We start from the raw sequence: 19,155 nt of genomic DNA, 5'->3' as shown, positions 1-19,155 counted from the left end.
AGTCCACATTTGATCGGGATTTCGATTTCGCAATGGACGTAAACATTTCAATTTTGCCCGAAGCGGTAGCCTTTGCCAGCGCGGAAACGGGCCATGAAGTCTTGCATCGGCTTTCGGCACTATACGCCGACGTCTACGGCCTTGATGCTGAAGAAATAATCGAAGGGCTGGAGCAGCGCGAAGCACTCGGCAGCACCGGGTTTGGTCGCGGGGTGGCGATTCCGCATTGCCGCAGCAATGCGGTAAAACGGCCAACGATGGCAGTGCTCAAGCTGACGCGGCCAGTTGATTTCAGATCGGCTGACGCGATCCCTGTTACGCTGGTTTTCGGCCTTGTTTCACCAGAAGGCGCTGGGGCAACCCACCTTCATGCCCTCGCGGCGATTTCCCGCCTGGTGCGTGATGAGGCGATGCTGAGTGCATTGCTGGACGCGCCCGATGCAGAGGCGATGTTTGCAGTCCTTACCAATCAATTCCTCCGCGATGCCGCCTGAACAAGCAGGAGCAGACCTGCATTATCGGGCTCTGGAGCGGCTTTATGCGACCGCACCGGTCAATTCCGTTTTCAACTCGAAGCTGGAAATCACTGGCGAAGGGCAATCGCGCCTGACCTTTCTCGTCACGCGAGACGTCTATCATGCTGCGGGGGCGGCGCATGGGACGATCTATTTCAAGATGCTGGACGACGCGGCCTTTTATGCCGCAAATACATTGATGACCGACCGGTTTCTGCTCACTACCAGCTTTAATCTCCACTTTACGAAGCCTGTGCGCAAAGGCGAAGTCATTGCCGAAGGTCGCTGGATCAGTGGCAGGCGCCGTGTTCTTGTTGCCGAAGCCCGGCTGATTGATGAGGCGGGCGATGAGATCGGCCGCGGCACCGGCACTTTCATGCGATCACGGATCGCACTTTCCAGCTTGCCCGGTTATTCGATGTGATGTGGGCCTGACATGCGTCCTCCTAATCCACGCTGATGACCACGCGACTGCCTGCACATCTAGAAGTTTCAAGCCTGATCCGCCTTGCCGAATCGCATGGGGGCAGCGCCATGGTGCTTGCCAAGGGTGAGCGCGATGCCGGGACGGTGTTAATTGTAAGCATGTGTCGCGGCAGGGACGCGCGGCTATTTGAAAGAATGCCGCAATTGGATGGAAGCCGACCATTCGTTGCAACGAAATCAGAAGACATTGAAAAACCAAAAGAATTTTTTGATTACCTTGAGCGACGGAAGCGTCAGGACCCTGATATCTGGATTTTGGAGGTGGACGTCGCCGATGCGGAACGGTTCATCGCACTTCTGCCGCATTAACTTGACCTAGTCCCCTTTGCGACTATTTGCCGCGCTGCTTCCAGACGCGGAGGCCAATGCAGCGGCAATTCGGTCGCTTGATTGGCACGCAGACGGGGGGCAGCCGACAGGCCAGATTGGACCACCCTCTATCCCCGCGAACCATCGCGGCGTGTCCCAGCCTGTGACGGAGCTCGCTCACCGCACAAATAGTAATTGTCTATGAGTCGCAAGACTTACTCTCTTAGCGCGGCCGCGATTGTTGCGACCGCAAGTTTGAGTTTCTCCAGTGCCGATGGCTCAGAAGCCATCGCCCAAGACGCCGCCGCAATCCCGGCCGCGCAATCCGAGGCGGCACTCGCCGCCCCTGAAGTGGCCGAAATAGTCCCCGAGCAGCCAGCCTTTGTGTCCCGCGAAGTGGTTCAGCCGCTTCCCAAAGAGGATCAAAGCGACCTTGCCCCTGCGGCGGTCAACGCTTCGTCGCTGCATGAATTGGTTGGCATGGTCGATGATCAGAAAGAATTGACTGAACAGATGCGCTGCCTGGCTGGTGCGGTTTATTTTGAATCGCGCGGTGAACCGCTGGCCGGACAGCTGGCGGTCGCACAGGTCATCATCAATCGTTCCGAAGATCGCCGCTGGCCCGCGAGTTACTGCGGCGTTGTGTACCAGCGTTCGCAGTTTTCCTTCGTGCGCGGCGGCCAGATGCCGAATATCAACACATCCTCCCAAGCATGGAACCGGGCCAAGGCGGTTGCGCGCATTGCGCACGAAGGCCTGTGGGAATCCGAAGCATCTGATGCCGTCTATTTCCATGCGACCCATGTCAGTCCGCGGTGGAGCAGGGCCAAGACCCGGCTTGCGCAGATCGACACGCATGTCTTCTATCGTTGAAGACTGATCAGACCGTGAAAGAGCCCCTGCCCGACAGGGTGGGGGCTTTTTTGCACGAGCGCCAGTTTCAGGCGCGCAGCACCGCCCAAGTTGGTGCGTGATCGCTGGCCTTCTCCCGCCCGCGATGGTCACGATCAACCCCAACCGCTTGAAGGCGGTCGGCAAGTTCTGGGGAAAGCAAGATGTGGTCGATCCGAAAGCCATGATCGCGTTGCCAGGCGCCTGCCTGATAATCCCAATAGGTCCATACCCCCCCGCGAGGGTTGTGGGTGCGCAGCGCATCGGTCCACCCATCTGCAATCAGCCGCGCGTAGGCGGAGCGCGATTCGGGCTGCATCAATGCATCATCTGCCATGGCTTTGACGGCATAGACATCGTCATCCTCTGGAATCACATTATAGTCGCCTAAGACAGCAGCCGGGACCTCTTCAGCCCAGATTGCCGACAACCGAGATCGCAGCTTGCCCATCCAGGCGATCTTGTAGTCGAATTTCGGACCGGGATGCGGATTGCCATTGGGAAGATAGATGCAAACTATTCGAACCGCGCGATCATCCTTGGTAATGTCTGCTTCGAGATAGCGCGCCTGCTCGCCTTCTCCGTCTTTTGGGCCATCAATGCCCAAGCCGCGCCGTACTTCCTGCACGCTGTAACCGGCCTTAGAATCAACGAGAATTGCGACGCCATTAAAGCTCTTCTGGCCGTGCCAGATTGCTTGATAACCCAGCTCTGCAAATTCCTGGGCAGGAAAATCGTGGTCCTGACATTTGGTTTCCTGAAGACAGGCGACCGCTGGCCGCGTTTCCGAAAGCCATTCCTTAAGCCGCGGCAGACGCGCTTTGGTACCATTGATATTGTAGGTGGCGATTTTCATGCCCCATCCATGCAGGATGAAGCGGCGTGCGTCCATTGGAAGCTTGGGTCAGCCCAAAAACGCTTTAAATCCCGAAGCTTGATCCGCAGCCGCAGCCTGCCGCCGCATTGGGATTTTCAACCCGGAAGGCCGCCCCGCCCAGCGATTCGACAAAATCGACGGTGCTACCGCCGACCAGATCGAGGCTGATCGGATCGACTGCCAGCTTTACCCCGTCGGTTTCGCTGACGCTGTCGTCACTCTCCGTCGCATCGGCGAGGTCGAATTTATACTGAAAGCCGGAACAGCCACCCCCTTCGACCGATAGCCGCAGGATGGCAGGCTTGGCTTGCTTTTCAGCAATCCAAGCAATGCGTTTCGCCGCCGCCGGTGTCAGGGTCAGATTCTGGATCATCGTTTCAGCCATATCAGCGATTTAGGATCAACGACATCGATCCTCAAGGTGTCACGCGGTTTGGATGTAATCGCGCAAGGCGGCGGCTTCGTGTTCAACTTCATCTATTTTGTTCTTCACCAGATCACCAATGGAGATGAAGGCAACAAGTTTTCCGCCATCAACCACCGGGAAATGCCGGAACCGGCGGCGCGTCATCAGCGCCAGCGCATCATCAATCCTTGTGCTCGGTTCAACCGTAATCGCCGGCGAGGTCATGATCGCTTCGACTGTCAGGTCAAGGCACTGGCTGCCCTTTTCGGCAAGTCGGTAGATGATGTCGCGTTCTGATACGATCCCGGCAACCTGCCCATCACGCATCACGGGCAAGGCACCGATCCGTTTTCCTGCGAGCAGCCTGACAGCTTCGGCAACAGGCGTTGTCACATCGCAGGAAAAAACGTCGGAAGGATCCCGGTTACCAATTATCTTGGCAATGGTCATGTTGGCGTTCCTCTCTCTCGAGCGATGAAAATGCCATCAATCGTCCAAAAAGGCGAGTCCTGCCGTCGGAACCCGTGATTTGCTTCTTATTGCTGACCTGCTGCGTATCTTGCCCATTGCCAAGCGAAGAAGGGATGCGCATGTGAACGTCATGGTCAAGAAATCCCCCCTCGATGACCCAGAAAATGCTGCGCACGCCTGGGCACGCTACCGGCGAATCATGAAAATCCTGATGGCAGTAACGGTCGCAACCGTGCTGATCGCTGTCGGGCTGCTTTATGCATTCAATGGCGCGATTTCGGTGCATTTCTACATTGCCGCGGCGCTGGGGATCAGTTTCACCATGCTGCTTGGTGGCGGGTTGATGGGTCTGGCGTTTCTTTCCAACGGAACAGGGCATGACGCATCGGTTGATAATCGCCTTCCCAGCGCCGATGATCTCTGGTCACCTAAGGATAAGGACAAGGATTAGCTAGACTGCGGGACGAGCGCTCAGGCGATATTCTTCGACGACATTTCCGCCGATCAGGTGCTCTTCGATTATCCGTTCGAGAACATCAGGGCGGCATGAATGGTACCAGACGCCGTCGGGCCATACGACGGCAATCGGTCCGGCCGAACAGATTTGCAGGCAATCCGCTTTTGACCGCTGTATCCCGCCGCCCGGACCGCGTGGGTGCTGCGCTGACCGTTTGGGTCCGACCAGACCGCGCTCTTTGAGGCGATCCTTGAGAAATTGCCAAGCAACCGCCCCTTCCTCGCGGGAGCAGCATTTCTGTTTTTCGGACACAGCGCAAAGAAAAATGTGGCGTTTGACCCCGCCTTCACCGCTGCCATATTTCTTTGTCTGCGCAGCCTTTGCCGCCTGCAAATCCTCATAGCTCATGGTTCGGTGACAAGCTCTTGCTGCAACCAGCGATCGAGCCAGGCAAATACGGTGCCATGCCATTGCAACGAGTTTGCAGCGCCCAGCACCCAGTGGTTTTCATCCGGAAACACCAGCAATTGCGAGGGAATGCCGCGTTCCTGCAAGGCGGTGAAGCTTTGCAGACCCTGCGTGTAAGGCACCCGGAAATCGCGCTCTCCGGTAATCACCAGCATGGGGGTGCGCCAATTATCGACATGGTTGACCGGGTTCCAACGCTCATAAGTCTCGCGCGCTTCCATGTAGGAGCCGCCGAAATCCCAACGCGGGAACCACAATTCCTCTGTCGAATAATACATGCTGCGCATATCGAACAGGCCGTCATGCTGAACGATGCAATCGAACCGGTCGGCCCATTGTCCGGCGATCCAGTTGACCATATATCCGCCGTAACTAGCCCCCATCGCACAGGCGCGCGATCCGTCGATCTGCGGGTCCAGTTCCAGCGCCGCGGCGAGACCCCTCTGCAAATCTTCGAGCGGTTTACCGCCCCAGTCGCGGTTGATCGAATCCATGAACGCTTGCCCATATCCGGCAGATCCGTGAAAATCGACCGAGATCACAGCGTAACCTTGGCTGGCGAGCACCCGCGGGTTCCAGCGTGTTGACCAGCCGTCGTTGAACGAGCCCTGCGGCCCGCCATGGATGTATAGGATCGCGGGAATGGGTCCTTCCTGGTTCTCCAGACGGGTAATCTGACCCCACACCGTGTCGCCCGCCGCTCCGGCAAAGCTGAACCGGCGGGTCATGGTGGAGGCCATCTCACCCATTTTGCTGGTGACGACATCGGTCAGCGGGCGGGCACGGCCCTCCCCCGACGCAAGGTAAAGTTCGGCTGGTGCGCCAATCGAATCGCGTGTGAAAAGCAGGCGTCCCCCGGGCAAGGGGGTGAGGTTGCCAATATGCGCCTCATTACCGGGTATCAGATCGAGTTCGGTCACTTCTCCCGATACCGGGTCAATCTGGAACGCAGGCGTATCAAGGACATGCGCTGCAGTGGCAAGCAAATGCGTTCCGTCCGCGTTCCATGCAAGTCCGCCAAACGAAAGATCGGTGTCTTGCGTCAAAGCGCGCGTTTCGCCTGTATCCAGATTGCGCAATTGCACCACCAGCCGGTCCGATTCGTAGCCGGGCCGCGCCATGGCGAGGTAGGCCAGATATTTGCCATCGGGCGAAGGTGCGGGAGACGAATCATGCGCAGTGTTGGCCGCAGTCAATCCGGTCGGTGCGTCGCCCGAAAGATCGGACCAATAGATATCGAGATCGGTCGAGGTTGCTTCATCCGCTCCCGCTTCGCGCGTCACGAAATAGAGGCCAGAGCCATCAGGAGCCCAGGCAATGTCCTCGCCTCCGCCAAATGGCATGGTTGGGGTGTTGCCGGTAATCGCTCCTCGCGACGAACCGCCGTCGACCGGGACGCCGTCACCAGCGACTTGACCATCTTCGAGGCCGAAAACGAAAACCCGGTTGAACACGCCGGGCGTGATCCAGCGATCCCAGTGGCGATAAAAACCGGCATCCCCTTCATAAAGGCGACCTGATCCGGGCTGCTCTGGCTCTGGTTCGCATCCGAAGCGTTCGCAATCACGGGCGATCTCAGACCACAGCGCGATCTTATCGCCGCTAGGGGCGATCTTGAACCCGGCGATATCAGTCCCCGCAATATCGGCGACCAGCAGGGGCCCGGTGACATTGCCGTTCCCCTCTAGCGCGACCCGCCAGACGCGGGTCTGCTCAGTCGCGCTTTCATCCAAATGTTCATTGCTGAGGAAATACAGGAAATTGTCCGGCCCAAAACTGAGCGCAGAGCCAGAGATACCCAGATTGATCTCAACCGGGTCGGCACCGGGCACCGCGAGGTCCAGCAGGTAATGGACAGGCGAACGTTTGAGCGTTTCGGCATCGGTGCGCGTTACCGAATAGACGGCATAACGCCCGAACGGGCTGGTCGTCGGCGCGCCCAGACGCAGCATTGTGATAAGATCGCGCGCAGTCATCGGCGCTTTTTCAACGCCGGGCGGGGCATCGTTCTGCGCGGTTTCCGAATGATCATCGGCGGCAAGCGGGGCGCAGACGATCAGCGACGCTGCGGCAAAAAATGCAGCTCTTAGTGTGTTCCAACCCATAATCGGATCGTTAACCGGTGTTCAGTGCTGTTGCCAGCGAAACCATCGCATCGCTGTTGCAATTGGCGATCAGGATTCAGCCGCGTTTGCCGGCAATCCGGGCGATTTCAGCCTGCACCATCTTTTCAACCATGCCGGGGAGGTTCTTGTCGAGCCATTCTGCCAGCATCGGGCGCAGCAATTCGCGGGTCATCCCTTCGAGCGAAGTTTCGCCCGAGCGCACGATTTGTGGCCGAGCGCCGGGTTCCGCAAGCATCGCCAGTGCCGCGAGGTTTTCCTGCATTGCGCCGCGCACTTCTTCCTTGATCAGCGGCACGTCAGCGTCATCATCCATGTCGACGACTTCCGAAAGTTCCATCTCTGCAAGGTCGAGCACCTCTTCCGCGTCTTCCAGATCAAGGGGTTCAGACGGATTGGGCGGCATGCGATCCAATTCCTCTGCAGCCTCGACCCGGCGTTGGCGCGCCGCCATCGCCGAATCGCGATTGTCGCGGGCGATCACTTTTTTGATCGATTCAAGAATCTCTTCGACCGATGCTTCGCTATTATTCGCCAAAACCCTGCCCCCGCTCTGCGCGTTAACCATTGCGAATCGCGCTATTGGCGCGGATCCTCAGGCTCCAATACGGGGCCAATCAAAGCCTCGGAAGCCTCAATGTCAACGGTTCTGGTAGAATTTGCCGAAGGCTCAGGGTCGCGGTCCCAGTCCCAAATCCGGCCATCAACCCGGTCAAAATTGACTTGCGGGTCATACAGCGGGCCGCCTGTATCAAGGTTGAGATCGCGCGCCTCAGCTTTGCCCATCGCGGCGAGCAATGTGAAACCGGCGACATAGGCGTTGCGCCGCGCGGTAACGAGCTGCGCCCGAGCGGACAGCAATTCCTGCTCGGCATTGAGCACATCGATAATGGTGCGGTTTCCGATCGAATTCTCTGCCCGCACTCCTTCGAGGCTAAGCTCTGCTGCTGCAACAGCCACCTGAGAGCTTTGGATCACCGCATTGGACGCTTCCCAATTCGAATAGGCAGACCGGGTCTGCGCAATCACGCTGCGCTCCGTCAGAATCACCTGTTCCAACGCCGCCGATTCGCGCGCCCCAGCTTGTCGTTGACGCGCGGCTGGCAAACCACCCTGAAACAGCGGGATGGTCACGCGAACACCGGCATTGGCGGTTGTTTCACTCTGGCTGAATGTCGAGGCCACCGGCCCACCCAGCGTACCAAAAAAATCGCTGTAGTCGTAATTCGCGAAAAAACCGATTGTCGGCAACCGGCCGGCGCCTGCGACCTCGTAATCGTAGCCGGCCGCATCAGCGCGTTCCTTTGCAGCGATCAGGTCCGGGTTGTTCTCTAACGCAGTTACGACTGCTGTCCCGACGGTTTCGGGTAAGCCGGGCAGTGGCGGTGGCGCTTCCAGCCCCATGGGCGCGCGTCCAATCAATTGAACATAGGTCTCGCGCGCATTGACGAGATTGGCATAGGCGGTGCGCAAATCGCCCTCCGCAAGTGCCAATCGGGATTGCGCCTGAGCAACATCGGTTCGCGTCAGATCACCAATCTCAAAACGGTCGCTGGTGGATTCGTAAGTTACGCGCAACACTTCGACCTGATTTGCCGAAAGCTCAGCCAGAGCCTCGGTGCGCAGCACGTCCATATAGGCCGCTACAGCCTGGCTGAAGACGGCGCTTTCGGTGCCGCGCAAATCTGCCTGCCCTGCTGCCACGCGTTCTTGCGCGGCGTTGATGCCATTGCGCACCGCGCCCCCGGAATAGACCGGAACCTGCAATTGCGCATTAACCCCCAGATTGCGTTCTGGAGCGGTGAAGGAATTGGTAGACCGCCGCAGAAATTCGATATGGGTGGCGGTGGCGTCGACCCTGGGAAGGCCCTGAGCGCGTTGAATTTGCACGTCTTCATCGGTGGCCCGCTGCGAGGCGCGGGCACCCTCTATCGTGGGGTTGGTGTTGTACACCGCGACGAGCGCCTCACGCAGAGTCTCTGCCTGCGCAGAGCCTGCCAGCCCTCCGAGAGCGAGCGCGCCGAGACAGGATGCGGCCTTGACGGAACCCAACAGGCGACCTCGGTTCTGCATTAAAACGTCCAGCTTTTCGGCGCGTCAAAGGCGCTAAGAACGGGGATTCCGAGGTCCTCGACCGGTTGCAGCGCCACTTGCCCGGCAATCCTGCGGCCAGCAGCAAGCCGTGTCACCTGGCGCAGTAAAACACCTGATACGACCCTGCCACCGTCTTCAACCTTACTGGCAAGCGCCTCTGGCAGCTGTTCCATCGCGCCATCAACCAGCACCAGAGAAAACGTCTCATTCGGAAGCTTTCCTGCCGCCGCATCGCGGGCGCCTACCACAGTAACTTCGCCAACAAGCGGGCGCAGCAATTCGGCCAGGTATCCGGTTCCCGCTTCGACCACCAGCGCGCGGTCCGAGGGGAGCGGCGCTGCTTCGAGCAGGAGTTTGCCATAGAACAGCGGCGCAGCAAGGTGTGCGCTGTCAGACAAGGCAATCGAGCGGTCGATATAGGCGAGCCCGACCTTGTCTTCGGGCAGAAATTCCTCACGCGGGACAGCCATCATCCGCGCCAGCACAAATTCTTCATTCACGCCGCTGGTGCGCAACTGGCTGTCAATCATCGCCTTTCGTGCTGGGGCGGTATCGCGCGTCATTGTCAAATTGCTCATAATGTCATGCTGCCCAATGCGTATCCTGAGAGACTGTATTAGTATTGCAATACAGTCCGTCAACCCTTCCTAGCTACCGCGAGTGACACTTCCAAGCGTTTTGCTGCCCTGATCGCGCAGCTTCCCTTTGACGTGCTACCGGGCGGCGTCATAAGGAGGCAGCTGGGGGACCGGGACCCAGTTTCGACCGATACCAGGAGGGCTTCGATGAGTGACATTGGAAAAAGCGGTGCAGCGGGCACAGTCCATAACGATGGGCAATATTTTGGCGCCTTGGGTGAGGTGCGCATCGAAACCGACTCGCTCGGTGAAGTGGCCGTTCCGGCGGCGGCGCATTGGGGTGCGCAAAGCCAGCGCAGCATTGCCAATTTTGCGATTGGCACAGAAACGATGCCTGCGCCGCTGATCCGAGCGCTGGGGATTCAGAAACAATCGGCGGCGAAGGCGAATATGGATCTTGGCGTGCTCGAGCCAAAGCTGGGCGATGCCATCGTGGCCGCCGCCGCCGAGGTTGTTGATGGCACACTTTCCGATCAATTCCCGCTGAGCGTATGGCAGACCGGTTCGGGCACGCAGTCCAACATGAATGCCAATGAAGTGATCGCCAGCCGCGCGAACCAGATCCTGACCGGCCAGCATGGCGGCAAGTCGCCAGTCCATCCCAACGATCATTGCAATATGGGGCAAAGTTCCAACGACACTTTCCCCACAGCGATGCATATTGCTGCCGCCAGTGAAACGATTGACCGGTTGATCCCGGCGCTGACCCATCTGCACGCTGCGCTGGATTCGAAGGCGCAGGCCTATGCCCACATCGTCAAGATCGGCCGGACCCATTTGCAGGACGCGACGCCGCTCACTTTGGGTCAGGAGTTTTCCGGCTATGCAAAGCAGATCGAATACGGGATCGCCCGGCTGAAAAGCGCAATGCCGCGGGTGCTTGAACTGGCACAGGGCGGCACTGCGGTTGGAACCGGGATCAATTCAAAGGCTGGCTTTGCCGAGAAATTTGCCGAACATGTTGCGGCGATAACCGGGCATGATTTCGTCACCGCGCCGAATAAATTTGAATCGCTTGCGGCGCATGATGCTCTGGTTGAACTGTCCGGCGCGCTCAACACGGTTGCAGTTTCCTCGATGAAGATTGCCAATGATATCCGCTTGCTGGGATCGGGGCCGCGCTCTGGCCTGGGAGAAATTGCTCTGCCCGCCAACGAGCCGGGTTCCTCGATCATGCCGGGCAAGGTCAATCCGACCCAGTGCGAGGCGCTGACCATGGTGTGCGCGCAGGTGATGGGCAACAACACGACCGTTAGTGTCGCCGGATCGCACGGCCATCTGGAGCTTAACGTGTTCAAGCCGGTGATGATCAACGCTGTGCTCCAGTCGATTCGCTTGCTCAGCGATGCGGCGCGCAGCTTCACTGATAATTGCGTGGTCGGGATCGAAGCAAACACGGCGCGGATCGATCAACTGATGAATGAAAGCCTGATGCTGGTCACCGCGCTCAATCCGCATATCGGCTATGACAATGCGGCCAAGATCGCCAAGAAAGCCCACGCAGAAGGCACCACGCTTAAGCAAGCGGCGCTCGAACTGGGGCTTTTGACCGAAGCGCAGTTTGCGGAATGGGTGGTTCCTGCAGATATGATCAAGCCAAGGGATTAAGCGCAATCGGGCGGCCCTATTGCCCTGCTACAGGGGCCGCCCATTCGACCAAGCGGGTTTCCTGACCGACGACCGGTTGGCGCTTTCGCGCGCAAGTCGCTATTTGACGGGTCGATGACAGATTACAGCACCACAGCCGCAGCGTCTGCGCCGGTCAATTCAGGTCCAATCAGCGTGCCGTTCCGCACGGTGCTGATGTCGATGGTTGTGCTGTGGGCGACGTATTTTGTGCTCATAACCGCACGCAGCTATATCCTTGACCTCGACATGCAGTGGGAGATGGCCGTCCGGCGGGTGCTGGTGACGATCGCCGGCATTGCGTTGACATTGGTGCTGTGGGCGCTGCTGCGGCTGGTCGATCGGCAGGCCTTGTGGGTCAAGATCACGGCGGCGGGCTTGTTTGCCATTCCGGTGGCGATTTCCATCGGGCACATCAATCAATATGCGTTTCAGGATCTTCAGGCCGAGCTGGAACAGAGATACGTCGAAGAGCGCGGCTTTCGTTTCGATGACGAGGGAAATTTGCTGTTCGATCTGCCCGAAGGCGTTCAGGTCAAGGCGCCAAACCCGGATGGCTCGGGCATGCCGCAAGTGTCCGAATCGCTGATCGTCGCGCCCGCTGAAATGCGCGAGGACAGCTGGAAGGCGGTGCTGGAAATTGCGCTGGGTCGCTATTTCCTCCTGCTTGCGTGGGCCTCAACCTATTTTGCCTTGCTCGCCGGGGTTCAGGCGCGGGCCGCCGAAAGGCGCGAACAGCAATTCCGTTCCGCAGCCAAGGCGGCTGAGCTGCGCTCATTGCGGTATCAGGTGAACCCGCATTTCCTGTTCAACACGCTCAATTCGCTGTCTGCGCTGGTGTTAACCGGCAAGGCCGACCGGGCCGAGAAGATGATCCAGACGATCAGCCGCTTTTATCGCCACAGTCTGGCCGATGAACCGACCAGCGATGTTTATCTGGTCGACGAATTTGACCTGCAAAAACTCTATCTCGATATTGAAGCTGTGCGCTTTCCCGAACGGCTGCGTTGCGAGTTTGACCTGCCCGAGGGTCTTGAAGAGGCCCGCATACCCGGGATGATCCTGCAACCTTTGATCGAGAACTCGGTCAAATATGCGGTATCTGCCGTAACAAGACAGATCAAAATCACGGTGGCCGCGCGCGAGGAATTTGATCGTTTGGTCGTGACCGTCAGCGATGATGGCCCCGGGGTGCCCGAAGGTGCGGCGCATGGCTTTGGCATTGGTCTTGCCAATGTGCGCGACCGGCTTGAGGCCCGCTTTGGCTCAGACGTTACATTTGCATCCGGGCCGATTCCGGGGGGATACAAATCTGAAATGCGCATCCCGCTTTCCAGACCGATGAAGAATTGACCCATAGGCGCGCCATGACTGAAACCGGCACTGAACTTCCCCCGCTCCGCACCCTGATCGTCGATGACGAGCCGCTCGCGGTGGAGCGCATTCAGGTAATTTGCGCCGAGCTCCCCGCCATTCAAGTGGTCGGGACCGCCAGCGACGGCGCGGCGGCGTTGCGGCTGACCGAAAAGCTGGAGCCCGATCTGGTGCTGCTGGACATGACCATGCCCGAACTGGATGGCTTGGGTGTCGCGCGCAAATATTCCGAGCAACGCAACCCGCCAGCGGTCATTTTTGTCACTGCGCATGATCATTTTGCCGTCGAGGCCTTTGATCTGGAGGCGATCGACTATGTTCTGAAACCGGTGTCGGCGGACCGGCTCGAACGGGCCATCGAAAGAGCGGTTTCGCGGCGCGGAGACCGCAAACCCGCGCCGGGCAAATGGCTCGACGAGCTATGGGTGCCGCACCGTTCTGAATTGCTGCGGATTGCTGTCAGCAGCGTTCATCAAATCGATGCCGAGCGTGATTATGTGCGCCTGCATGTGGGCGATCAGGGCGAAACCGGTGAAACGGCGCGCTCTTACCTGCTACTGCAAACCATCGCCGGTTTGGAAGCCCGGCTCGATCCTGAACAATTCATCCGCATACACCGGTCGACAATCCTGCGGCGCGACAATATTCGCGGGCTGCGCCATGACGGGCTGGGCGTGTGGTCGGCAGAGCTGCAAAATGGCGAGGCGCTGCGGATCGGGCGGACCTATCTTTCGCGGGTAAAGGCGATGGCGGGCCGCTGAATCGCCGCGCCAACCCCCGCAATTCCGCCGGATCTGACAAAAAAGCGGCCCGAACCCCAGGGACTGGAAAGGGTTCGAGCCGCAATGTCTGCGCTTTTCATGGGCGCAGGGTTTGAACGCAGTTTAACCGCCGCGCCGCTGGTTTTCGATGATTGCGGCGACCTGCTGCCGCGCGCTGCCGCGGGCCTTGGCAGCGCATTCGCGCGCTGCATGGCTTGGAATGCGGGTGCCGGTGTTGATATGATTGACGCGGCAGACTTCGCGCGCGGCGCGGTCAATCCGCTGTTCGAGCATCCGCTGACCCTCGGCCGTGTCCAGATCGATACCAGCGATGCTGACGTTCTGAGACACTCGCTCTTGCGGGTCGGCAAGCGCCGGGGAAGTGGTCATAATGAGGCCAAGGGCGGCAGTGGCAATTGCTAGGGACTTCATGGTTTCTCTCCTGCTGGCAAGGGCGGCGGCGTTCGTCGGGGTTCGAACTCTCTTTTGAAAGAGCGGGGTAAGTCATCCGCCTTGCTGTGTTAGAGAGATAGGGCACCAATGCCGGGCGGTCATCTGGTGGTCGACCAACCTATTGCCGATGGTCGATTGACGACGCGCAGGATGACCGATGGTCAAGTCACCCCGACAAAGCGCGCATTTCAACCGACGTGCGATTACGCCATACTGTCATTCATGATTCTGGCGCTTTCGATCATGTTCTTTCTTGGCGTGGGTAATTTCGCCTTGCATCAGGCGGTGCTCGATAGCGGACATCCGCTGGTTGGGCAGATGCCGGGCTTTGTCCAATCGCTTGGCGGACGGCTGACATTGGTGGCGGAGTTTCTGGTTCTGCTCGCAGCCATGCTGCTTGCCGCCAATGGCTGGGAGGGGCTGGTATGGGCATACGGATTTTATAGCGCGCTCAATGCGCTTTCTGCCTGGCTGATATTGAGCGGGCGAATCTAGCGGCCATGGTCCGCAACCGGCCCCGATTTGCATTGCGCTTTTCTGCCAATCTCGCTTTGGCAGAAGCGTCATGACCACGCGCCTGTTTCACGTCAGCGATATTCACTTCGGGGCCGAAAACCGCGCCGCGCTTGCCAGCGTGGAGCGCGCGATCTCCGCCGAGACACCCGACGCGCTGATCTGCACCGGCGACCTTACCCAGCGCGCCAAGCACAGCGAATATGCGGCGGCGGCGGCATGGTTTGAAGGGCTCGGGGTGCCGGTGGTGCTTGAACCGGGCAATCACGACATGCCCTATTACAACCTGTTTGAACGGTTTGCAGATCCCTATCGCCGATATCGCCGTTTGGCGCGCCGGGTCGTGTCGCCGTTCGAAAGCGAAGATGTGGTGCTGGTCTCGCTCAGGACAACCGTCCGGGCGCAGCGCCGATTTCCGTGGTCAGATGGCGTCGTCACGCCCCGTGCGCTGAGCACCACGTTGAAGCGTCTGGCTTGCCTGCGCAGCGATCCGCGTCACGTGATCGTCACCGCACATCATCCTTTGCTGGGACCGGAGGGGAAGGCGCGCAACCCGACCATCAGAGGCAACCGGGCCTTTGCGGCGATTGCGGAGGCTGGGGCCGATGCGGTGCTGACGGGCCATGTTCATGTGCCTTTTGACGAACTCCGGGAGAGCGGCGGACACAGCGCCAGAATGATTGGCGCCGGAACCTTGTCGACGCGGCTGCGCGGCGATGCGCCGCCGTCTTATCGGGTCATCACCTGTCAGCGCGGCGGCGCAATGACCACCGAACTGCGCGAACTGACCTCCGCATTGCGTTAGGATGGGCCGGGCGGGCCTTAACCCTGCTTCGCTGATCTCTGTTAAGAGATTATTTGCGATAAACTGGGGCGCGCAATTCGCAGGTGAGACGCGCACACCAGTTGGAGGACGTTCGATGGACCTGCTCAAAGCGATGGGTTTTGCCGCAGTCATCACCGGCTGCCTTTCCCTTGTCATCGGCTCGCAAGGAACGAGCGCCGGACAACTCGCTATCCATTCCATGGCGCTCGGCGATATGAAGATTTATTGGTCGTGGCCGGTATTTCTGGCCGGGACCGGCCTGTTCTGGGGTATTTTGCTGCTGCAACGCTGACAGACAAAGTGCGCCAATAAAAAAGGCGACCTTCGCATCCGAAGGCCGCCCTCTTTATTTGCCGGATTTGCGGCCGGTTTAACGCTTGGAGAACTGGAAGCTCTTGCGGGCCTTCGCGCGGCCATATTTCTTGCGTTCCACCACGCGGCTGTCGCGGGTCAGGAAACCAGCAGCCTTCACGACGCCGCGCAGTTCCGGTTCATATTTGGTCAGCGCCTGGCTGATGCCATGCTTGACCGCACCGGCCTGACCCGAAAGTCCGCCGCCCTTTACTGTGGCGATCACATCATACTGACCCTGACGATCGGTGATCGAGAAGGGCTGATCGATGATAAGGCGCAGCGTCGGCCGGGCAAAATACACTTCCTGATCCCGGCCATTAACGATGACCTTGCCGGTCCCCGGCTTGACCCAGACGCGAGCGGTCGCATCTTTCCGGCGACCGGTAGCATAAGCGCGGCCCTGTGCGTCAAGTTCCTGCTGACGCAGCGGCGCCGATGGCTGAGCCGCCTGGTTCAGCGCAATTTGCGCCGCGTCCGCAGCAGGAGCATCGCCTGCAATATTCTTCAGATCGGCAAGATCGGAAACCGTGCCCGTTGCGGCAGGGGTTTCGCCAGAGTTTTCGCTAACCATTACGAATTGACCTTGTTCTTGCGATTCATGGAGGCGACGTCGAGCACCGTGGGGGCTTGACCGTCATGCGGATGCTCAGTGCCATTATACAGGTGCAGCGCTTTCATCTGCACCCGGCCCAGAGGACCGCGCGGAACCATGCGTTCAACCGCTTTTTCAAGCACGCGCTCTGGAAACTTGCCTTCCAGAATCTTGGCAGGGGTTGTTTCCTTGATACCGCCGGGGTGACCGGTGTGCCGGTAATAGACTTTTTTGGTCGCCTTGTTGCTGGTGAACTTCACCTTGTCCGCATTGATGACGATCACGTGATCGCCGCAATCGACATGCGGGGTGTAGCTCGGCTTGTGCTTGCCGCGCAGGTGATTGGCAATAATCGTCGCGAGGCGACCGACAACCAGGCCGTCTGCATCAACCAGATGCCATTTCTTTTCGACCTCGGCCGGCTTTATCGACCGGGTCTGTCTGCTGATAGCCTTCATGGCTGAACGTCCTTGAACCAAAGGGTTGAGTGAATGTGATGCCGGCCGATGTCCGGCGGAAAGGAGAATCGGCAGCGGAAAGCGCGCATTTGTCGAACCATACGCCGCAAGTCAACAAAAACCGGGGGTTTGCGAGGAGGTATAATAATACCATAGGCCCAGGCGGCATCTTCTCCAGCTACAATTCAGACAATTCCCACTGCTCGATTGCAAGTTGTTCGGACTGCCCAATGCGGGTTGTGATGCGTCTTTCAGCGCGGCTCAACCAGCCGTGTTCAATTGCGGGAATGGCATCATACGACACTTCAAATTCACCCGTCAGTCCGCCAGGCAACTCGATTGGACGAACCATCCGCATGGGCTTTCCGGAGGGAAAGAACAAATCGTCTGGCAACCGATCAAGCAGCGTCGTCCGCGCACGCTCCAGCTCTCGCAGGAATTGTCGATGGGCCGCTTGCTGCGCCGCAGCCGCGCCGCGCTCTGCAATGATCTTCTCCGCTTCTCTGAGCGCGGCAGCCAGATCGGCTTGAATTGTGTCAGCCCCGGCGGCGACGATCATCCCTTCGCTTGAAAGCATGATCGGCCACATATCTGCGGTTGACCGCGATTGTTCTATCGCCGCCAGCGGCGCCAGCGATTCGGGCGCAGCGACCTGCGCGTCGATCTGAACGCCGCCAATCGCTATGACGTCTCCTTCATCGCGGAACTCGACGCGCCATTCTCTGGTGACGATCAGCCGTTCTGTTCCGATCAGGCTTCGTTCTAGCCGCCGCAAAAGCCGCATGGGCCGTTCGGGTATAGGCACGCGCGCCATCGCCACCCCGCGGCGCGGCCACAAGGCAACCGCGCCCGCGCAACCCAGAATGACGCCTGATCTAATCACAGCGCGGCGGGATAGCGCCATCGTTTTCATCCCTCTTGTTGCACGATCGACGCGCTATGCGCTTCAATCAGGTGTCGCCAAGCGTGTCGCCTAACCAATTCATAGTGGCCGGATGCGCAGCATCGCAACACCATCCGATAATTGACGGTGCATCATAGGGATGCAGCTCTCCCAACCGCGAGATCAACGTGGCCAGCTTGCCCGAACTTGTTTTGAACATGACGGCGGTTTCGCGCGCAGCGGAAATCTGCCCTTCCCAAGCAAAGAGCGATTCAACCTCTGGCAGAATATTGGCACAAGCGATCAACCCGTCTGCAAGCAATTGTTCCGCAGCGAGACGCGCAGATGCGGCATCGGGGAACGGGCACCAGACGAGCGCGGCCAGCGCCCCGTTCATTTCGGTGTCCGGGATTGCTGCAAAACTCCGTCGCTATGCATGGCCCAAGCGGTGCAGGCGACCAGCAGCGCCCCATTAAGTTGATGCGCGGCAGCAATCCACAATTCAACCTGTGTCAAAACCGTGGCGATGCCCAGCAAGACCATCACGCCAAACGCGCTATGCAATGCGACCGAAGCGCGCCGATCTGACTTGCGCACGCGCCGGGCGAGGTAAACCAGCGCAATAACCGCGACCCAAGCCCACCAGCGGTGGAGGAAATGCAGAAGGAACGGATCATGGGTAAGCGTCCATAACGCCCCGCGCGCGGAAGAAAACTCGGGCACCAATCGGCCGTTCATCAAGGGCCAGTCATATGCGGCATGGCCCGCGTTCAACCCCGCGACCCAAGCGCCGAGCAAAAGCTGGATGAAAAGCACCGCCGCAACCAGCGCCGATTGCCGAGTGAGCGGCGCGGGACCCGCACCAGGGTCGCGCGCAATTCGGCGCATGTCGCGCGCCGTCCAGACAAGCGCAGCGAGCAGCAGCAAGGCTGTCAACAGATGGAGCGACAGGCGGAAATGGCTGACATCGGTCATGTCTCCGACCAACCCTGATTGCACCATCAGCCAGCCAAACAGCCCCTGAAGCCCGCCCAGACCGAGCAGCGCGATCAATCTTACCTTGAAGCCGGCAGGAATTACCCCCCTCATCCAAAACCAAACGAGCGGCAGCGCATAGATCAGGCCCACCGTCCGTGCGAGCAGCCGGTGAAACCATTCCCAAAAATATATGAATTTGAAATCGGAAAGGGTCATTCCGGCCAGACCCGCCTCAAGCCGGTATTCTGGCGTTGCCTGATACTTGGCAAATTCCGCCATCCACGCCGTTTCTGTCAAAGGCGGGAGAATGCCGGTTGCGAGTTCCCACTCGGTGATCGAAAGCCCGCTTTCGGTAAGCCGCGTGATCCCGCCGACGAGCACGATGATGATGACAAACGCCGCCACCAGTTCAAGCCATCGGGCAATCGCCAGCGGACGAGCAACGGTTTGCCCCGCACGGTGCAGATCGGCCTGAAGGGCTGCGGATTCCATAACAGCCGCGTCAATGTGCCGCGAAGCCGCCGCTGGCAAGCCCGTTTGCTGCAATCTGCGATGCGTTCAGCACAATTGCGCCCGCAGGCTTCGGGTCTTGCGAAATGTGA

Annotated in this window: 25 protein-coding genes; 11 read left to right on the top strand and 14 right to left on the bottom strand. The window is 59.1% G+C overall.

The genetic code is table 11. The features are described 5' to 3' along the window. The first annotated feature begins 32 nt into the window (after nt 1-32). The 4 genes from ACM64M_RS01020 to ACM64M_RS01005 all read left to right on the top strand — a co-directional run bounded on the left by ACM64M_RS01020 (nt 33) and on the right by ACM64M_RS01005 (nt 2,183). A complete protein-coding gene (locus tag ACM64M_RS01020) occupies nt 33-494 on the top strand; it encodes a PTS sugar transporter subunit IIA (RefSeq protein WP_416226779.1) in 462 nt (153 codons plus the stop codon). After that, nucleotides 484-939, top strand: a complete 456-nt coding sequence (locus ACM64M_RS01015) for a PaaI family thioesterase (RefSeq protein WP_416226778.1) — start codon at nt 484-486, stop codon at nt 937-939. Before ACM64M_RS01020 ends, ACM64M_RS01015 begins: the two co-directional genes overlap by 11 nt. Before the next feature lie 35 nt (nt 940-974). Next, nucleotides 975-1,310, top strand: coding sequence for a DUF1491 family protein (locus ACM64M_RS01010; protein ID WP_416226777.1), 336 nt, complete (start codon nt 975-977; stop codon nt 1,308-1,310). A gap of 255 nt (nt 1,311-1,565) precedes the next feature. After that, nucleotides 1,566-2,183 carry a cell wall hydrolase gene (locus ACM64M_RS01005; RefSeq protein ID WP_416226776.1) on the top strand — a complete coding sequence of 206 codons (618 nt, stop codon included), beginning with the start codon at nt 1,566-1,568 and terminating at the stop codon, nt 2,181-2,183. Between the two features lie 67 nt (nt 2,184-2,250). On the opposite strand, the gene xth is transcribed toward ACM64M_RS01005, so the two are convergent. The 3 genes from xth to ACM64M_RS00990 form a co-directional block, all read right to left on the bottom strand. Continuing rightward, on the bottom strand, nt 2,251-3,057 hold the full coding sequence (gene xth / locus ACM64M_RS01000; RefSeq protein ID WP_416227335.1) for an exodeoxyribonuclease III: 807 nt from the start codon (nt 3,055-3,057) through the stop codon (nt 2,251-2,253). Nucleotides 3,058-3,121: 64 nt separating this feature from the next. Next, a complete protein-coding gene (locus tag ACM64M_RS00995) occupies nt 3,122-3,451 on the bottom strand; it encodes a HesB/IscA family protein (RefSeq protein WP_416227334.1) in 330 nt (109 codons plus the stop codon). Nucleotides 3,452-3,502: 51 nt separating this feature from the next. Next, nucleotides 3,503-3,934: a CBS domain-containing protein gene (locus ACM64M_RS00990; protein WP_416226775.1), complete on the bottom strand. Its 432-nt coding sequence runs from the start codon at nt 3,932-3,934 to the stop codon at nt 3,503-3,505. A gap of 220 nt (nt 3,935-4,154) precedes the next feature. Here ACM64M_RS00990 and ACM64M_RS00985 point away from each other — a divergent pair, with 220 nt between their 5' ends. After that, a complete protein-coding gene (locus tag ACM64M_RS00985) occupies nt 4,155-4,406 on the top strand; it encodes a hypothetical protein (RefSeq protein WP_416226774.1) in 252 nt (83 codons plus the stop codon). Here ACM64M_RS00985 and ACM64M_RS00980 read toward each other — a convergent pair whose 3' ends face one another. From ACM64M_RS00980 to ACM64M_RS00960, 5 genes are all read right to left on the bottom strand, one after another. After that, nucleotides 4,407-4,820, bottom strand: a complete 414-nt coding sequence (locus tag ACM64M_RS00980; RefSeq protein ID WP_416226773.1) for a (2Fe-2S) ferredoxin domain-containing protein — start codon at nt 4,818-4,820, stop codon at nt 4,407-4,409. Continuing rightward, nucleotides 4,817-6,985, bottom strand: a complete 2,169-nt coding sequence (locus ACM64M_RS00975; protein ID WP_416226772.1) for a prolyl oligopeptidase family serine peptidase — start codon at nt 6,983-6,985, stop codon at nt 4,817-4,819. Before ACM64M_RS00975 ends, ACM64M_RS00980 begins: the two co-directional genes overlap by 4 nt. Before the next feature lie 76 nt (nt 6,986-7,061). Then, entirely contained in the window at nt 7,062-7,541 is a 480-nt protein-coding gene (locus ACM64M_RS00970; protein WP_416226771.1) for a DUF2497 domain-containing protein, read from the bottom strand. Between the two features lie 41 nt (nt 7,542-7,582). Further along, on the bottom strand, nt 7,583-9,076 hold the full coding sequence (locus ACM64M_RS00965; protein ID WP_416226770.1) for a TolC family outer membrane protein: 1,494 nt from the start codon (nt 9,074-9,076) through the stop codon (nt 7,583-7,585). Then, nucleotides 9,076-9,627 (bottom strand): protein-L-isoaspartate O-methyltransferase family protein, encoded by a 552-nt coding sequence (locus ACM64M_RS00960; RefSeq protein WP_416226769.1) that lies wholly within the window; start codon nt 9,625-9,627, stop codon nt 9,076-9,078. The genes ACM64M_RS00965 and ACM64M_RS00960 overlap by 1 nt, the downstream gene beginning before the upstream one ends. Before the next feature lie 321 nt (nt 9,628-9,948). On the opposite strand from ACM64M_RS00960, the gene fumC reads away from it, so the two are divergent. The 3 genes from fumC to ACM64M_RS00945 all read left to right on the top strand — a co-directional run bounded on the left by fumC (nt 9,949) and on the right by ACM64M_RS00945 (nt 13,496). Further along, nucleotides 9,949-11,343, top strand: coding sequence for a class II fumarate hydratase (gene fumC / locus ACM64M_RS00955; RefSeq protein ID WP_416227333.1), 1,395 nt, complete (start codon nt 9,949-9,951; stop codon nt 11,341-11,343). 114 nt (nt 11,344-11,457) lie between these two features. Further along, complete coding sequence (locus ACM64M_RS00950; RefSeq protein WP_416226768.1) at nt 11,458-12,714, top strand: sensor histidine kinase; 1,257 nt, start codon at nt 11,458-11,460, stop codon at nt 12,712-12,714. A 14-nt stretch (nt 12,715-12,728) separates the two neighbouring features. Continuing rightward, a complete protein-coding gene (locus tag ACM64M_RS00945) occupies nt 12,729-13,496 on the top strand; it encodes a LytR/AlgR family response regulator transcription factor (protein ID WP_416226767.1) in 768 nt (255 codons plus the stop codon). A 123-nt stretch (nt 13,497-13,619) separates the two neighbouring features. Here the strand turns inward: ACM64M_RS00945 and ACM64M_RS00940 are convergent, their stop codons facing one another. Beyond that, entirely contained in the window at nt 13,620-13,928 is a 309-nt protein-coding gene (locus ACM64M_RS00940; protein WP_416226766.1) for a UrcA family protein, read from the bottom strand. Nucleotides 13,929-14,054: 126 nt separating this feature from the next. Here ACM64M_RS00940 and ACM64M_RS00935 point away from each other — a divergent pair, with 126 nt between their 5' ends. The 3 genes from ACM64M_RS00935 to ACM64M_RS00925 all read left to right on the top strand — a co-directional run bounded on the left by ACM64M_RS00935 (nt 14,055) and on the right by ACM64M_RS00925 (nt 15,580). Further along, nucleotides 14,055-14,444, top strand: a complete 390-nt coding sequence (locus ACM64M_RS00935) for a hypothetical protein (RefSeq protein ID WP_416226765.1) — start codon at nt 14,055-14,057, stop codon at nt 14,442-14,444. 70 nt (nt 14,445-14,514) lie between these two features. Further along, a complete protein-coding gene (locus ACM64M_RS00930) occupies nt 14,515-15,267 on the top strand; it encodes a metallophosphoesterase family protein (protein WP_416226764.1) in 753 nt (250 codons plus the stop codon). A 115-nt stretch (nt 15,268-15,382) separates the two neighbouring features. Continuing rightward, nucleotides 15,383-15,580 (top strand): hypothetical protein, encoded by a 198-nt coding sequence (locus tag ACM64M_RS00925; RefSeq protein WP_416226763.1) that lies wholly within the window; start codon nt 15,383-15,385, stop codon nt 15,578-15,580. Between the two features lie 78 nt (nt 15,581-15,658). Here the strand turns inward: ACM64M_RS00925 and rpsI are convergent, their stop codons facing one another. From rpsI to ACM64M_RS00900, 5 genes are all read right to left on the bottom strand, one after another. Beyond that, nucleotides 15,659-16,213: a 30S ribosomal protein S9 gene (gene rpsI / locus ACM64M_RS00920; protein ID WP_416226762.1), complete on the bottom strand. Its 555-nt coding sequence runs from the start codon at nt 16,211-16,213 to the stop codon at nt 15,659-15,661. After that, complete coding sequence (gene rplM / locus ACM64M_RS00915) at nt 16,213-16,692, bottom strand: 50S ribosomal protein L13 (RefSeq protein WP_416226761.1); 480 nt, start codon at nt 16,690-16,692, stop codon at nt 16,213-16,215. Before rplM ends, rpsI begins: the two co-directional genes overlap by 1 nt. A gap of 178 nt (nt 16,693-16,870) precedes the next feature. Then, entirely contained in the window at nt 16,871-17,596 is a 726-nt protein-coding gene (locus ACM64M_RS00910; protein WP_416226760.1) for a hypothetical protein, read from the bottom strand. 46 nt (nt 17,597-17,642) lie between these two features. Beyond that, nucleotides 17,643-17,972 carry a divalent-cation tolerance protein CutA gene (gene cutA / locus ACM64M_RS00905; RefSeq protein ID WP_416226759.1) on the bottom strand — a complete coding sequence of 110 codons (330 nt, stop codon included), beginning with the start codon at nt 17,970-17,972 and terminating at the stop codon, nt 17,643-17,645. After that, nucleotides 17,969-19,045 (bottom strand): COX15/CtaA family protein, encoded by a 1,077-nt coding sequence (locus ACM64M_RS00900; RefSeq protein ID WP_416226758.1) that lies wholly within the window; start codon nt 19,043-19,045, stop codon nt 17,969-17,971. Before ACM64M_RS00900 ends, cutA begins: the two co-directional genes overlap by 4 nt. Between the last annotated feature and the right edge of the window lie 110 nt (nt 19,046-19,155).

The organism is Qipengyuania sp. ASV99 (assembly GCF_047872805.1).
Lineage (GTDB): Bacteria > Pseudomonadota > Alphaproteobacteria > Sphingomonadales > Sphingomonadaceae > Erythrobacter.
The sequence above is the reverse complement of the archived record's forward strand: the minus strand, read 5'-3'. Positions and strand labels throughout refer to the sequence as shown.